This window comes from Oceanotoga sp., assembly GCF_030445905.1.
Classification (GTDB): Bacteria; Thermotogota; Thermotogae; order Petrotogales; family Petrotogaceae; genus Oceanotoga; species Oceanotoga teriensis.
Genome location: NZ_JASUSU010000006.1, coordinates 16,529 through 31,851 on the forward strand (window position 1 = coordinate 16,529; position 15,323 = coordinate 31,851).

The window sequence follows — 15,323 nt, forward strand, 5'->3', positions numbered from 1 at the left end:
AGTGATCGACTTGTCAAATCCATTAGTATTAGTAGTAGGAAAACCAAATGTTGGAAAATCAACATTATTTAATAGAATAATAAAAGAAAAAAAATCAATAGTATTAGATTATCCAGGAGTTACAAGAGATCATGTATATGCTGAGGCGCGCTGGGATGAGCGTGCCTTCATGCTCGTAGATACGTGTGGAATATTTGAAGATCCAGAAGAAATAATTGCAAAACAACAAAAAGAAGTTGTATTAAATTCTATAAGAGAAGCAGCGCTCGTAATATTTGTGGTTGATGGTAAAAATGGATTGACTTCAGAAGATCATCATATAGCAGAATTCATAAGAAAAGCAGGAGTTGATGTGGTACTTGCAGCTAATAAGGCTGAAGGTTTTGAAAAATATGAATCTTTTATAAAACCCGATCTTTATCAATTGGGATTTGGAGAACCAATACCAGTTTCTGCCGAGCATAATAGAAATATAGATGAACTTTTGGATGAAGTTGTAGAAAAACTTGAAAATAAAGGAATCAGTATAAGATATGTAAAAGAAATTGAAGAAGATGAGAATACTATAAAAGTTGCTTTTATAGGGAAACCTAATGCTGGTAAATCTTCTTTATTCAATGCAATAACCGGCATGAAAAAGGCTATAGTATCAGATATTCCTGGAACAACAAGAGATACAGTAGATCAAATAGTGACTATAGATGAAAACACCTTTAAATTTATAGATACTGCTGGAATGAGAAAAAAGTCTACAGTTAAATATGGAACGATAGAAATGTATTCAATAATAAGAACTATAAAAACAATAGAAAAATCAGATGTAGTTGTTCTACTCATAGATGCAACTGAAGGTGTTACACAACAAGATAAAAAAGTAGCTGGATTGGCAGAAAACAATGGTAAAGGAACTATAATAGTATTTAATAAATGGGATTTAATAGAGCAAGAAAAAAGAGAAGAGTTCATAAATAAAGCAAAAAAAGAACTTTATTTTATAAATTATAGTCCTGTAATATTTACAGAGGCTAAAAATTCAAAGGGGATAAAAGAAGTAATAAAAAAAATAGTACAAGTAAATGAATCAAGAAATAGAGAAATAAGTACAAGTATTTTAAATCAAGCTTTAGAAAGACATATGATGATGACACCTCCTCCTATAAAGAAAGGAAAGAGAGTAAAATTATATTATGGAGTTCAAGTAGGTGTTAGACCTCCTGTATTTACTTTTTATGCAAATATGCCTAAAGAACTTTCTAAATCATATCAGCAAAGTATAAGAAATATGATAAGAAAGTATATAGACCCATTTGAAGGTTCTCCTTTATTTTTAAAGTTTGAAGAGAGAAAAAGGTAATTTGGGGGTGAATTAATGATATTATCTGCATCATTACTTATAATAATTTCATATTTTATAGGAACAATACCTTTTAGTTTTATAGTACCAAAACTAAAAGGTATTGATGTTCGTAAAAAAGGTAGTGGAAATGTTGGAGGAACTAATGTCTTAAGAAATCTTGGATTTGGATATGGATTAACAGCTATGGTTTTGGACTGTTTAAAAGGTTTAATGCCAGGTTTTGTTGGAGTTATGATTTATACAAATGAATCTTGGATACCATATTTAATGATCTTAGCAGCAGTTTTAGGACATGATTACTCTGTTTTTTTAAAATTTAAAGGTGGAAAAGGTGTAGCAACAACAGTTGGAGGATATATATCAACACATCCTCTATCTGGATTTATATTTTTTTTGATTTGGTTTCCAATAGCATTCAAAACTAAATATGTTTCTCTTGCATCTATAACATCTATGTTCGTTGTTGCTATACTTGTATTCATATTCGATTATAAAGCTGCAATAATATATCTTATTCTTGCTGGGATAAGTGCTTACAAACATAGAAGTAATATAAAAAGACTTATAAATGGAGAAGAAAACAAGACAGATATATTAAATATTATGTCAAAGGGTGTTAAAAAATGAAAAAAACTTTATGTATTATATTGATGATTATTGTGGGGCTTTTAGCTTTTTCAAATGAATTAAATAGTTCAGAAAAAAAATCCAGACAACTATTTTCAGAAAGTCTGGAATTACTTTTTAAAGAGAAAAAATTCGATGCAAGATTAAAATTAAATGAAGCTATGAATGGAGAAGTTTATTTAAATGATATTCCTAAATTTTGGTATTATGCGGCTAAACTTGATTTACAGCTTGGTTTAATAGAAAAAGCAAAAGAAGATATAAATAATATACTATTATTTACAAATCAAGATGAAGAAGTTGAAACACTTTTAAATTTTATAAGAACGATGGAAAATTTTTCATTAACAAATTATTCTACTCCATCATATTATGAAATAGTAAAAATATCTGGGAACAAGGATGCTTTTGAAAGATTTTATACAATAGATGATTTAGAAATAATAAATTCTACGGCATATTTATTGGATTCGAAAAACAATTTAATATTCAAATCAAATAACTTTGAAGAAAAATGGATAAAACTTCCAAAAGATAAAAAATTTAATACTATAGCTTCTGATAAAAATTTAAATAGAATATATCTTGGCTCTGAAAAAGGTATATATTATTTTGAACCAAGTACAAAATTTTCATATAAAGAAATATCAGAAGATTCTACACCTTTATTAACTCCTAATACTTCAGAAGAAAACTTCAAAATTTTAAAAGAAAATATTCAAGCATATATTTTAGGTGTAGATCGTGCAGGAAGAATAATAAGTTATAATCCATACTTAAACCAAATAAACTATACTGGCTATGATGGAAGTGACTTAAATATATTAAACTTCAAAAATGATGAAATATTTATAGATGGTAAGATATACAATAATAAAATATTCTTGCTTGAAAGAAAAAACAGACAAATATATATATATGATGAATTAAAAAATGCTATCATACAAAAGATAAAACTTCCAGATAAAGATTATCTTTCCATAGAAATATTACCATGGGGAAAAATACTTGTTTCTACTCTCGAAGATAGTATAGAAATAGAAAAAGATGGTGAGTTTTATAAACTTAATGATGAAGAGTTTATAGGAAAACTCAAAATAAAAAATGGAATATTTATAAAAAATAATCTTCAAAATTATGAAGTATCACTCAACAGATTATATAATCAAAATGATTTAAATATGTATAATTTAAATGTTTATGGATTAAATTTTAATAAAGAAGATTTAACTGTCACAGCAAAATTTAATTCGAATACACTTTCAGGTGAAATAATAGAATATCCTACAAAAGACATATCTGTTGAAGACTCTGGAGGAAGAGTTGCTTTTGACTATTATAGAATATATTCTAAAACTAATACATATGAATTTGAGAATATGGACGATTTTTTTCAAACTGGTATATCTCAAATAAAAACAGATTCAAAAATAATATTAAAAAATGAAATCAATCAAAATTTTGAAATAAAGAGTTTAATTCCAATATTAATAACGGGTAGTTCTATATATTATGTGAATTCAGAACAAGAAATACCTCAAAGTTTTATAGATATGATATATTATTCTGGCGGAATTATAATGCCTGAAAAATATCATGATTATTTGAAGGATTACTTAAATAATTCATACAAGCCTATGGATTATTTAAAATATAGTGTATATCCTCCATTAATAGAAGGAATAAAACAAACAAAGGTATCTTTAAATTTATCTGATAAAATTTTAAGCGATACATTATATTATTATACTGAAGGTGTAGGAAGTGAATGAAAATAAAGCTCGTGAGTATAATAATATGGGTAATCTTTTCATGCAAAAAAAAGATTATAATCAAGCTTTAGATTTTTATTTAAAAGCAATTTCTTTGTACGATGAAGAATCAGTATTCTACCATAATGCAGGAGTATGTTTACTCATATTAGAAGAAAAACAAAGAGCTATTACACTATTAAAACGTGCTTTTGAAAAAGGTACAAAAATAGATGAAACAGAACTTTATCTTGTAAGTGCATTATATGAAATAGAAAATTATTCAGATGTTTTATCATTTAAAGAAAAAAGAAATAATAAATACTATATAGATATAAACATGTTAAAATTGAAATCTGCCATAAAGCTTTCTAAAATTCAACAAGCAAAAAAAATAATAAATACTTTAAAAATGGCTGGTTTTAATTCTCAAGAATTAGAATTAATAGAAAATATGTTATGGAGATGAGGAGGAAATTAAAGTGAAAAAAACTAAGTTAATTTTCTTAGCTATATTATTGCTTCCAATTATAGCTTTTACATACAACTTAAGAGTTGGTGATGTTCTTGGAGTATGGGTATTTGGATATCCGGACTACTCTTCAAATAGTATTTATGTAGGTCCTGATGGAAATATAACAATTCCTCCAATTGGAAGAATCAATGTAGAAGGTAAAAATATTGAACAAGTTGAAAAAATAATAAATGAAAAAATAAAAGATTATATAAAATCTGCAAAAGTTACAGTTGGAATAGTAAACTATGCACCATTTAAAGTAAACATACTTGGTAATGTAGTAAAGAATGGTATGTTAGATATAAAAACAGATAAAATAAAACTTTCTGACTTAATAGCAATGGTAGGTGGTTTGAGAGAACCTTCAAAATCATCAAAAGCCATAATAAAATATTCCGATGGAAATGAAAAAACAGTTAATATAGATTGGATATTAAAAGGTGAAAATGGAGAAAATCCTTATATATACGAAGATACATTTGTTATCATTCCATATGAATTTACAAATAAAGTCAATTTATTTTCGGATTTTGGTACATATTCTTTAGATTATTATGAAGGATTGACATTAAAAACTCTCATATCAGAATCAAAAATTTCTTCTGATAGAATAGATGATGAAATAACTATAATTAGAGATGACGAAATAAGTAAATACTCATTCGAACAAGTAATAACAAAAGAAGATATACAATTAAAATCAGAAGATACCATCATAATAAAAAAAGCAGAAAATTATGTCTATGTAATATCAGAAACAAATTCGAGTAAAGTTCCATTTGAAAAAAATGAAGATATGACATTAAAAATATTGTTGATGAAACTTGGTATAAATCCTTCATATGTTGATGAAGTAACTATAGAAGATAAAGAAATAAAGTTGAACGAAAAACTTCAAAATAAAAGTTTTATAAACATAAAAATGAAGAAAAATTATGTTTATTTAACTGGTGCATTTAATTATAGTGGAAGAATGGGTTTTGAATTTGGAGAAGATATGACACTTATAAAATTGATATCACTTGCAAAAGGATTTAGTACAGAATTTTCTGGAAATATAACATTGATAAATCCTGATGGGAGTACAAAAAATTTATATATAAATCCAGCCAATCTTCAAGAATCAAATGAAATAAATATTTTACCTGGATCTACTTTAATAGCTCAAATGGAAGAAAAAATTATATATGTTATGGGAGATATTTCAAAAATAGAGACATATAAAAATGGAGACACATTGTATGATTTTGTTTTAAGAAATAATTTAAACAATTCATATACATTGAGATATAGAATAGAAAATGAAGAAAAAGAAATTGATTTGGAAAATATAGAATCATTAAAAGAAGTACCTTTAAAAGGAAAAGTATTCATAGAATTAACAAAAGAAAAAAATGATCAAGTGATAGTATATAAAGAAGGAAATATGGAAATTATAAACAAAAATATAGTAAGATTACAAGACGTTGTAGCTGCAGTAGGTGGATTTGCTCCTGTAGATGATGGAAATATAAAGGTTATGAAAAATGGAGAACAAATAGCAAATTATACCCAAGAAGATATAATAAATAATCCATTAATACAAATACCAAAGGGAAGTTATGTTGTAGTTCAACCAGAAGCAAAGTACTCTTATATAACAGTTATGGGTAATATAGCCCCAAGAAGTATAAGGACAGATGTACCTTTGAGTTTAGTAGAAATATTAGCTGGAACAAGTATAAAATGGGAATTCCAAAATAATATAATACTATATCCTATCAATGGAAATAAAACTATGATAGATATTTCAAATATAGAAGAATTGAGAAATAAATTTGTAGAACCAGGATCTATAGTATATGTACCAGATGTTGAAAACATATTCGTATATGTTTTTGGAGAAGTATCAAGACCTGGTATCGTTCAGTATATAAAAGGAATGACAACAGTTGAAGCTATATTAAAATCAGGTAATATAACTAAATCTGCTGAACTTGGAAGTGTGTATCTTTTCAAGGAAGGTCCTGAAAATGCTCCAGTAAAATTAGATATATCTGGAGTTATAAATGCAGCACCTTTAAAAACAGGAATGAATCCAGAATTGAAACCTGGAGATATAATATATGTACCTAAAAATGCAATTACAAATGTATTAGAAGTTGTATCTACAGTAACTACTTTTATGAACTTTGTAGATAAAGGTTTGAACATATATGGAAAGGTAAAATAAAAATTAATTATATAAAATATTGCATCGCCAAAAGACGGTGCAATATTTTTTTGATAAAAAATGATAATCATGTGATATAATAATATTATAATGAAACATGATTAAAAAATTATTATAAACAAACACCTTAAAAAAAGATAATTAATCATATTTAAATAAATGTATTTTAAATATTTAAGATATTATGATATAATTATAAATAGATTTTTCATATATTAATATAATAAAATTACATGGTATAATTTTAAATAAAAGAAAGAGGGGTGAACCGAATGGCCAGGAGACCAAATCCTGAACTAAGAGAAAAAAGAAAATTGGAATTAATAGAGTCTATAATAAACATCATCAATCAAAATAGTATAAGTGGAACTACAACGAGAAAAATAGCTACAGAGGCGAACTTAACTATAGCATCTTTACATTATTATTTTGGCTCAAAAGATGGAGCTATGGTAGAAACGGCGAGATATATACTCGATACTTGGATAAAAGATATATTTGAAACACCAGGAGAAATAGAAGACAAAATTTTAACCTTATTTTCACCACCAGATAAGATGGCAGCTTTTTCACAAATAATAACTTATCCTTATAGATCTAAAGTAACTTTATCAGATATACAGGGTATAGATGAAGAATTTAATTTGATAATAAAAGATATACTCAGAGCAAGGGGTTTTGATGTAGACTCTTCATTTACTATTGCAGATGTCATAAAAACATTTTTAATAGGTCTTGGATTTAAAGGATATGTATATCCAGAAGTTATAAAAGAAGAAGTAAAAATAGTAATAAATTTCTTTGAATTAAATAAAGAAAGAGAATAATAAAAAACCCGGCTGAAAAGCCGGGGTATTTTTTATTTAGCTAATTCATCTGTTTCAGCAAGCAATGTTTCTAAAGATCTTATAGTTCTGCTATAAGCTTCATCAGAATCTATTTTGTCATTTAAGAAATCAGAATAAATATTAGAAAGTTCCCCTCTTATATCATTCCAAGCTGCTGGTTTTGGATCTGAATAAGCAGTTTCAAGAGAATTTAAAGCTATTGTTGGTTTTTCATCTGTAGCTGTATAAACTTTCCACTGTTCTGTTTGTGTAACATCTTTTCTAACAGGAACATAGCCTGAATTTATAGCCCAATAAGCCATATTAACAGGATCCATTAAATATTTTAAGAATCTAAAAGCAGCTTCTTTTTCTTCATCTGAAGCCCATTTAAATACAGTTAAATCTGTACCAGCTATAGGAGAATGAGGAACTCCATCAACTGAAGGTAATGCTGACCATGTCCAACCATGTTTTCCTTGAGAAGATCTATCGGCATAACTCTTACCAGCTATAGTTCCCATATAAGCAGCTATTTGACCTGAACCGAAAGGACCATCAAGATATCCACCTTGGAATAAAGCATTATCATTTTCTTTTAATTCTTTGACGATACTCAAAGCTTCTTTAAATTTAGTTTTATCTAAAGAAACAGCATATTTTCCATTTCCTTTATCTACTAATATTCTCTGATCATAAGCATATAATAGTAATTGGAAATCATCAACGAAAGTTCTTGAACCTAATCCATATTGATCTACATTTCCATCTTCATCAATATCTTCTGTTAAGTATTGTGAAACTTCAATTAAATCATCAAAAGATTTTGGTGGTTCAACTCCATATAAATCAAATAAATCTGTGTTGTAATAATAAGTATAAACAGATTTATTATAAGGCATAGAATAAATATTTTCATCCCAAGTAGACATTTCTTTGAAAACATCATATATTTCATTATCCCATGCATCTTTCATTTCTTTGTCATTTTCGATGTATTCATTTAATGGTTGAATAACATCTGAGAATAAGTACTTTGCGATCCAGTTACCATAAGCTTGAGCCATAGTAGGTAATTCACTTCTTGTACCTTGATTATAAGCAGTTATGGTAGATAATAATTTCTGGTTTAAAGCTGAGTAGTTTCCAACATAAATAGGTTTAACTTCAATATCAGGATTTTCTTTATTAAAGTTTTCGATTAGATAAGATAAAGTTTCTCCTAATCCACCACCCATAGCATGCCAAAATTCAAAAACTACTTTTTCAGAAAAAGCAAAACTAAAGATTAAAACAGTTAAAAGTACTGCTAAAAGCTTTTTCACCAAGAGCACCTCCCAATCAAAATATGTGTTTAGTTAAGGTTTAATGAGATCAAAAATGATTTTTTTTATGTATTTTAAATCATCATAATTATTTTTTATTTCAATATCATGAGGACCAAAATCTAAGTTTTTTTGACTTTGGACAATTGAAAGAGCTTTATCTAAAGTCAAAGCTCTTTTCTGGGTGAGTCTTTTAATTCTTACTTTTTCATCTGCATCAACAAAAATTATTTTATCACACAGGGTATGAAGTTTTATTTTAAATAACAATGCTGCATCTATAATAATTATATCATAGTTTTTTAAATCTTTTTTTATAAAAGTTTCAATTTTATTAAACATTGCGGGATGTACAATAGAATTAAGTATATTTAATTTATTTTCGTCTTTAAATACAATCTTTCCCAACTCTTTCCTATTAATTTCATCATTTTTGAATATAGAAGATCCAAAGGTATCTTTAAGTTTATCCTGAACAAAAGACAGGGTTAGTACATCATGACCTACCCTGTCAACATCTATTACATAAGTTTTATCAAAATTATTTTTTATAATGTTTGAAACAGTAGATTTTCCAGAACCAGCAGGTCCAGTTAAACCTAAAATCATAAAATCACCTGTTTCTTTCCTTCCAATTTACTCATAACTTCTTTTTCCATATTTTCATAACCTTTTCTTCCCATTAGAGCATAAGTAACTTTTTTACCAAGTTCTACTCCAGGTTGATCATATGTGTTTATATTGAGTAATTTTCCCATAACAGCAGTTTGAAATTCATAAGCAAAGAAAAATTGACCTATATTATAAGGATTTATGGCTGGAAAAATAACTTTCATATTAGGTCTTTTATGTTCAACTAAAGCGTATTCTGTTCCAGTAAGTTCAGTATTTAGAAGATTTGAAAGTCTTTTACCACCCAAGTAATTCAATTCTGGAATATCACAATGTATATTTGGAATAGTTATTTCTCTATCAAATCTTTCAAGTTTTAAAAAAGTAAATACTTTATCGAAAGGACCTTCATTGTATAATTGAACTTGTGAATGTTGGTCAGTTGCTCCAAGTGCTTTAACTGGAGTTTGTCCAACATGTACTTCTTTGCCATCTAAATCTACTTTTTTACCAAGTGATTCAGCCCATAATTGTCTATACCAATCAGCTAATAGAAGTAATCTGTTTGAATAAGACATCATAACAGAAATATTATACCCGTCATTGTATAAGATATAATGAATTAAAGCGTTCAATGCTGCTGGATTTTCCCAAACATCAGTATTTATAACTTTATCATACATATCTTTTGCACCATTGAAAAGATCTATTATATCTATTCCACCCGCAACAGCTGATAAAAGACCAACAGGTGTTAATACACTAAATCTTCCACCAACTTCTGGAGGAATTTCAAGACATCTTATGTTTTCTTCTTCTGCTATCTTTCTCAAAATTCCATTTTCTGGATCTGTTGTGAACAATAAATTTTTTGAAGGTTTAACACCATATGTTTCAAGTATGCCCCTTGCTATCAAATAATTTGACATTGCTTCTGCTGTTGTACCAGATTTTGATATGACATTAAATAAAGTTTTTTTAGGATCTATTTGATCTAAAACGGATGCTATAAAGTCTGGATCTACATTATCTAAAATAAAAACTTTAGGAGTTTTTCTATCACATGAATTCATGGAATTATAATTCAAAGGATTCAATGCTGTTTGTAAAGCTTGATTTCCAAGTGCTGATCCACCTATTCCAAGAACAACTACACTTTCAAAGGATTGAACAAGATTTTTAATATCGAGTACATTATCTATCCATTTTCTATTAAAAGGAACACTCATGAAACCAGGTTTTTCTTCTATAATTTCTTCAATGATACTTTTAATTTTATCTTTGTGATCATTAATTTGATCTTCTGTTACACCAGTTTCTACATTAGGTTGAAAGAGATTTGTAAAATCAAATTTTATACCTTTCATAAAAGACCCTCCCTAAAATTGGATTAAACTTTCAACTAAAACATTTTGAAGTTTTTCCCTCGGATTTAAAAAAGCAAGTTCTGCAAAAAATAAAGTAGCTACTACTTCTCCACCACATCTCTTGACTAATTCTATTATGGCTTCAGTAGTTCCTCCAGTTGCTAAAATATCATCTACAATAATAACTTTTTGACCTTTAGATATAGCATCTTTGTGCATTTCAAGAGTTGCTGAACCATATTCGAGCTCATAAGAAATGCTAACCTTTTCTGAAGGCAATTTTCCAGGTTTTCTAACTGGAACAAATTCTTTACCCATTTTATATGCAAGAGGTGCTCCAAATATGAAACCTCTTGATTCAGGTCCTATTATTACATCAAAATCTATATCTTTTACTGTACTTTCGAATTTATCAATAATATATTTGAAAGCCTCTGGACTTTTTAAAGCTGGAGTTATATCTTTAAAAATAATACCTTTCTTAGGGAAATCTGGAATATCTCTCACATAATCATTTATGTTCATTGAAAAATCCTCCTTTAAACTTGTAATATGAACAAAACTATTCACAAAAACAAGGTTTATTTTATCATATTAGTGTTAATAATAAATTATAATCTAAATATTTAAATTATATAGACCCAAAAAAGGAAAAACCAAACCAGTATAATTATACCTTCAAAAAGAATCTTTTTCAATTGATTTATAATATATTTGAAAAAAGTCTTCCAAAAGATTCTAAAAATATTATGAATATATTTTTATTTTCAAAATAATTATAATTTATTGCTCTACTATTTAGGAGGTTATTTTCAAATTCCTCATCAAGAATTCTTGTCATTTTATCATCATATATCATTGCATTTATTTCATAATTCAGTTCATAACTTCTAATATCCATATTTGCAGTTCCTATAGAACATATTTCACCATCTATACTTATAGTTTTAGAGTGTATGAAATACTTATCATTTAAAAAATATATCTTTGCCCCTGTTTCACTTATTTCTTGCAAATAAGTCATAGATGCAAATCTTACGAGATAATGATCTATATTGGATGGAAAAAGAATTTTAACATCTATACCGCTTAAAACAGCAACTTTTAAAGCTGAAAGAACTTCATCATTTGGAATAAAATAAGGTGTTACTATATTTATATTTTTCTTTGCCAAATTTATCATTTGAAGAATTCCTTGCATTATAGAAGGATTTTCTGAATCAGGACCACTTTTTATTAATTGCATTTTAATATTATCTTTTGTTTGTTCATGTATTTTAAAGTATTTTTCATAATTACCTTTGATAAAATTTTTTTCTTTATATAATTTTTTTATTCTATTAAAATCATCAAGAAAAGATGCTTGAAGACCATATACAAAATCACCAGCAACTCTTATATGAGTATCTTTCCATATACCAAGTTTTTTACTTTTTATATATTCATCACCAATATTAAAACCACCAACATATCCAATTTCACCATCTATAACTATAATTTTTCTATGATTACGATAATTTATTAAAGTATTAAAAGGTTTTAATATTGGAGCAAGAAAATAACTATAAAATACAAAGTCAATATTATTTTTTTTCATTTCTTTTATAGCTTTTCTTTTTAAATCTACAGAACCCACTTTATCAGCTATTATTCTTACTTCTACACCCTCATTGGCTTTTTTTATAAGTGCTTTTATTATTTTAGAACCTATATCATCATTTTTGAATATATAATATTCTAAATGAATATGATCTTTTGCTTTTTCTATATCCTCAATAATTCTTTCAAAAAGAGAATTTCCTTCTGAGAATAATTCGATTTCATTGTTTCCATATAATGGAGAAAAACTATTATTTGCAAATAGTTCTGTTAAAGGTTCATACTTTTTTATTTCTATTTTAGTATTATAAATATTAAAAAGCTCTTTTGTTATTTCATCTGTAGTTGTATTTAATTTATTTTTTTTCTTTTTCCAATTCCTACCAATTAAAAGGTAAAATAAAATTCCGATGGGAGGAAATAAAACGAAAATTATAATCCAAGTTAGAGTTTTTTCTGGTCTTTTTCTTTCCATTATTATCAAAAATGTCGTAAAAACTGCATATATAACATAAATTATAGAAGGGATGTCTGTAAAAAGTGGAAAATACATATTTTCACCTCTTGAGTTTATCGAATATATTATATTATACCTTATTAATCAAAATAAAAAGTCTCCATCATTGAACTGATTTAAATCAGTTTACAATGGAGACTTTTTAATATATTTTAAATAATTATCTTAATTTAAATTTATCTATCAATTGTGCAAAACTTTCAGATAATGAGGCCAATTCTTCTGAACTTGCACTCGTTTGTTGAGCTCCTTCGGCTTGATTTGTTATAGAAATAGATGCTGCTGAAAGATCTTCTGAAATTTGATTAACTATTCTTGCTACTGAGTCCATTGCCGAGCTCATTTCTTCTGCCGATGCACTTTGCTGTTCTGAACTTGCTGACATATTTTCAATAGATGATCTCATTAATTGTACTTTTTCTAATATAGAATTAAATTCATCTGATATTTTTTTGATTTCATCATCGATTTCTTTTATAGTTACAACTGTATCTTCTGTTGAAGTATTAACATTTTTTGTGCTCGATTGAATTTCTTTTAGTATAGCTTCGATCTCTTCTGTAGCTTTTCTGGATTCTTCTGCCAACTTTCTTATTTCATCGGCAACTACTGCAAAACCTTTTCCAGCTTCACCGGCACGTGCAGCCTCAATAGCAGCATTTAAAGCAAGTAATTTGGTTTGTTCTGTTATAGAACTTATTGCATCGACAATTTCACCTATTTTATTTGATTTTTCTTCAAGTAATTTAACATCTTCTTCAGTTTTTTTAGATTTTGTGACAGCATTTTTTACAGTGCTTGAAATTCCGTTTATCGAATTAACTCCCCTTAGAGCAGAGCTATTAGTATCATTTGATTGTTCATTTAATTCTGCAGCAGCTTTTGAAATAGCCTGTGCAGATGCCGCAACTTCTTCAACGCCTGAATTTACTTCTTCAACGTTTGCTGCAGCATTTTCAGCTGAATGGGTTATTGAATTAACCTGAGCAGATAATTCTTCGGCTGTTGCACTCGTTTCTTCTGCAACTGATGCGAGATCTGCAGATGAATCATTTATATTTTTAGAAGAATCTTGCATATTATCTATTATTGTTCTCAAGCTTTCTATCATTTTTTCAAAAGATTTTGCAAGTACTCCAATTTCATCTTTTCTATTAACTAATTTCTTATCAACATCTGTGGTTAAATCATTTTCAGCTACTCTATCTGCAACAATAGAAACTTCTTTTATAGGTTTAACTATTTTAGAAGTAATCAAAAGTATTATTAAAATGACAACTGCGAGAGATACTATTGAAATTATTATAAGCGAAGTTATAAGTATATTCAATCCACTCAATACTTCTGATTTAGGAACAGAAATTATATATTTCCAACCATTTAAAAGTGTGGAATATCCAAAGAATTTTTCTTCATCTTCGGTATAACCAGATTTGGAATTTTTAAGTGTTTCAGCCAATTTTGAAGTATTACCTTCTAATTCTTTATGTACTATCAATTTATTATCATTATTTACTAGATATGCATAGCCTGTATCATATACTTTTTCACTTAAAACAAGATTTTTTATATCATCAAATAAAAAATCCATTCCTGCAACGGCTATAAATCTACCATTGATTATAATAGGTTTTGCATAAGTTATTAGCATAGTTCCATCCCAGTCATATGGGTCTGTGAAATAATTTGTTTTTGTTTTCTTTGGGACAAAGTACCATACCATATCATCTCTTGATTCTACAAAATTTTCTTTTGGTGTTGTTGGTTGTAATACATAATCATTTTTATCTGCTTTATAATATACATTATAAGCTTTATCTGTATAATCTGGATCAAAGTGAATATATGAAGAATCATTTCCTTGAGTACTTATAGCAATATTTTTCATAAAAGGTTTTATTGATTCTGTAAATTCAGCCATATAATCATCATCATCAAGTCTTTTTGTATCTATTTCTGCTTTAATATAATCTTCTATAGCATCAACTTTTAAAGTGACCTCTGAAAGTATGGAGTTGAAGTCTAAAGTAGCTGTTTCAGCCATGTGTTCAAGCCTTGAAGTTGCTTCAGCAGTTATAGCTTTTGAACCTTCATATAAGGTGAAAATCACGAGTGTTAAAGTCATCAATACTATAGTTATTATTGTAGGTATTAAGATTTGTTGACTAATTTTTTTCATATTAACCCCTCCATTTTTAGGTTTATAAAAATATATAATCTTTATATTAACTATATAATAATATTATATTATTAATAATATAACTTATGTAAAAATTATACCACAAAAAAATACAACTTTTAAAGTAAAAAAATTAAACATTTTAATTTTTAAAACTTTATTAAGAATAAAAATATAAAATTAATATATTTCTTTATATTATCGGTTGATATAATAAAGAAATTAGGAATTTAATATAAAAATAATCAAAGTTCAAAAAAAATTAATGTAACGATTTTTTGGTTGAAGAATTAAAAAAACCTATACTTGTGTATGTATCAATATTTAGTGTTGAAAAGGTAAAATTTGAAAAAAAACATTATATATAGTATAATTAATTCAAGAAAAATAAATCATACTACTTATAGTTAATTGGAAGTATTATTTTATAAAA

General features: G+C 27.0%; 12 protein-coding genes. 6 read left to right on the forward strand and 6 right to left on the reverse strand.

The window, feature by feature from the left end:
* Positions 1–10: 10 nt before the first annotated feature.
* From der to PWP28_RS02810, 6 genes are all read left to right on the forward strand, one after another.
* The gene (der, locus tag PWP28_RS02785) at positions 11–1,354 is read left to right on the forward strand and encodes a ribosome biogenesis GTPase Der (protein WP_109605349.1); all 1,344 of its coding nucleotides are present in this window, start codon (positions 11–13) and stop codon (positions 1,352–1,354) included.
* Between the two features lie 15 nt (positions 1,355–1,369).
* On the forward strand, positions 1,370–1,984 hold the full coding sequence (plsY, locus tag PWP28_RS02790; RefSeq protein ID WP_109605347.1) for a glycerol-3-phosphate 1-O-acyltransferase PlsY: 615 nt from the start codon (positions 1,370–1,372) through the stop codon (positions 1,982–1,984).
* Positions 1,981–3,756 carry a hypothetical protein gene (locus tag PWP28_RS02795; protein ID WP_308644215.1) on the forward strand — a complete coding sequence of 592 codons (1,776 nt, stop codon included), beginning with the start codon at positions 1,981–1,983 and terminating at the stop codon, positions 3,754–3,756. Before plsY ends, PWP28_RS02795 begins: the two co-directional genes overlap by 4 nt.
* Complete coding sequence (locus PWP28_RS02800) at positions 3,749–4,204, forward strand: tetratricopeptide repeat protein (protein WP_109605343.1); 456 nt, start codon at positions 3,749–3,751, stop codon at positions 4,202–4,204. The genes PWP28_RS02795 and PWP28_RS02800 overlap by 8 nt, the downstream gene beginning before the upstream one ends.
* Positions 4,205–4,217: 13 nt before the next feature.
* Entirely contained in the window at positions 4,218–6,464 is a 2,247-nt protein-coding gene (locus PWP28_RS02805) for a polysaccharide biosynthesis/export family protein (protein ID WP_308644216.1), read from the forward strand.
* 272 nt (positions 6,465–6,736) lie between these two features.
* Complete coding sequence (locus PWP28_RS02810) at positions 6,737–7,291, forward strand: TetR family transcriptional regulator (protein WP_308644217.1); 555 nt, start codon at positions 6,737–6,739, stop codon at positions 7,289–7,291.
* Between the two features lie 32 nt (positions 7,292–7,323).
* Here the strand turns inward: PWP28_RS02810 and PWP28_RS02815 are convergent, their stop codons facing one another.
* The 6 genes from PWP28_RS02815 to PWP28_RS02840 form a co-directional block, all read right to left on the reverse strand.
* Positions 7,324–8,616 (reverse strand): extracellular solute-binding protein, encoded by a 1,293-nt coding sequence (locus PWP28_RS02815; protein WP_109605338.1) that lies wholly within the window; start codon positions 8,614–8,616, stop codon positions 7,324–7,326.
* Positions 8,617–8,649: 33 nt separating this feature from the next.
* Positions 8,650–9,225, reverse strand: coding sequence for a dephospho-CoA kinase (coaE, locus tag PWP28_RS02820; protein ID WP_308644218.1), 576 nt, complete (start codon positions 9,223–9,225; stop codon positions 8,650–8,652).
* Entirely contained in the window at positions 9,222–10,595 is a 1,374-nt protein-coding gene (locus PWP28_RS02825; RefSeq protein ID WP_109605334.1) for a glucose-6-phosphate isomerase, read from the reverse strand. Before PWP28_RS02825 ends, coaE begins: the two co-directional genes overlap by 4 nt.
* A 12-nt stretch (positions 10,596–10,607) precedes the next feature.
* Positions 10,608–11,120, reverse strand: coding sequence for an adenine phosphoribosyltransferase (locus PWP28_RS02830; RefSeq protein ID WP_109605332.1), 513 nt, complete (start codon positions 11,118–11,120; stop codon positions 10,608–10,610).
* 178 nt (positions 11,121–11,298) lie between these two features.
* A complete protein-coding gene (gene cls, locus PWP28_RS02835; protein ID WP_308644219.1) occupies positions 11,299–12,747 on the reverse strand; it encodes a cardiolipin synthase in 1,449 nt (482 codons plus the stop codon).
* Positions 12,748–12,871: 124 nt separating this feature from the next.
* Positions 12,872–14,890, reverse strand: a complete 2,019-nt coding sequence (locus PWP28_RS02840; RefSeq protein ID WP_308644220.1) for a methyl-accepting chemotaxis protein — start codon at positions 14,888–14,890, stop codon at positions 12,872–12,874.
* Between the last annotated feature and the right edge of the window lie 433 nt (positions 14,891–15,323).

Coding starts and splice junctions, on each gene's coding strand:
- plsY (WP_109605347.1), top strand. CDS start 1,370: ATGATATTATCTGCATCATTACTTATAATAATTTCATATTTTATAGGA.
- PWP28_RS02795 (WP_308644215.1), top strand. CDS start 1,981: ATGAAAAAAACTTTATGTATTATATTGATGATTATTGTGGGGCTTTTA.
- PWP28_RS02810 (WP_308644217.1), top strand. CDS start 6,737: ATGGCCAGGAGACCAAATCCTGAACTAAGAGAAAAAAGAAAATTGGAA.
- coaE (WP_308644218.1), bottom strand. CDS start 9,225: ATGATTTTAGGTTTAACTGGACCTGCTGGTTCTGGAAAATCTACTGTT.
- PWP28_RS02825 (WP_109605334.1), bottom strand. CDS start 10,595: ATGAAAGGTATAAAATTTGATTTTACAAATCTCTTTCAACCTAATGTA.
- PWP28_RS02830 (WP_109605332.1), bottom strand. CDS start 11,120: ATGAACATAAATGATTATGTGAGAGATATTCCAGATTTCCCTAAGAAA.
- cls (WP_308644219.1), bottom strand. CDS start 12,747: ATGTATTTTCCACTTTTTACAGACATCCCTTCTATAATTTATGTTATA.
- PWP28_RS02840 (WP_308644220.1), bottom strand. CDS start 14,890: ATGAAAAAAATTAGTCAACAAATCTTAATACCTACAATAATAACTATA.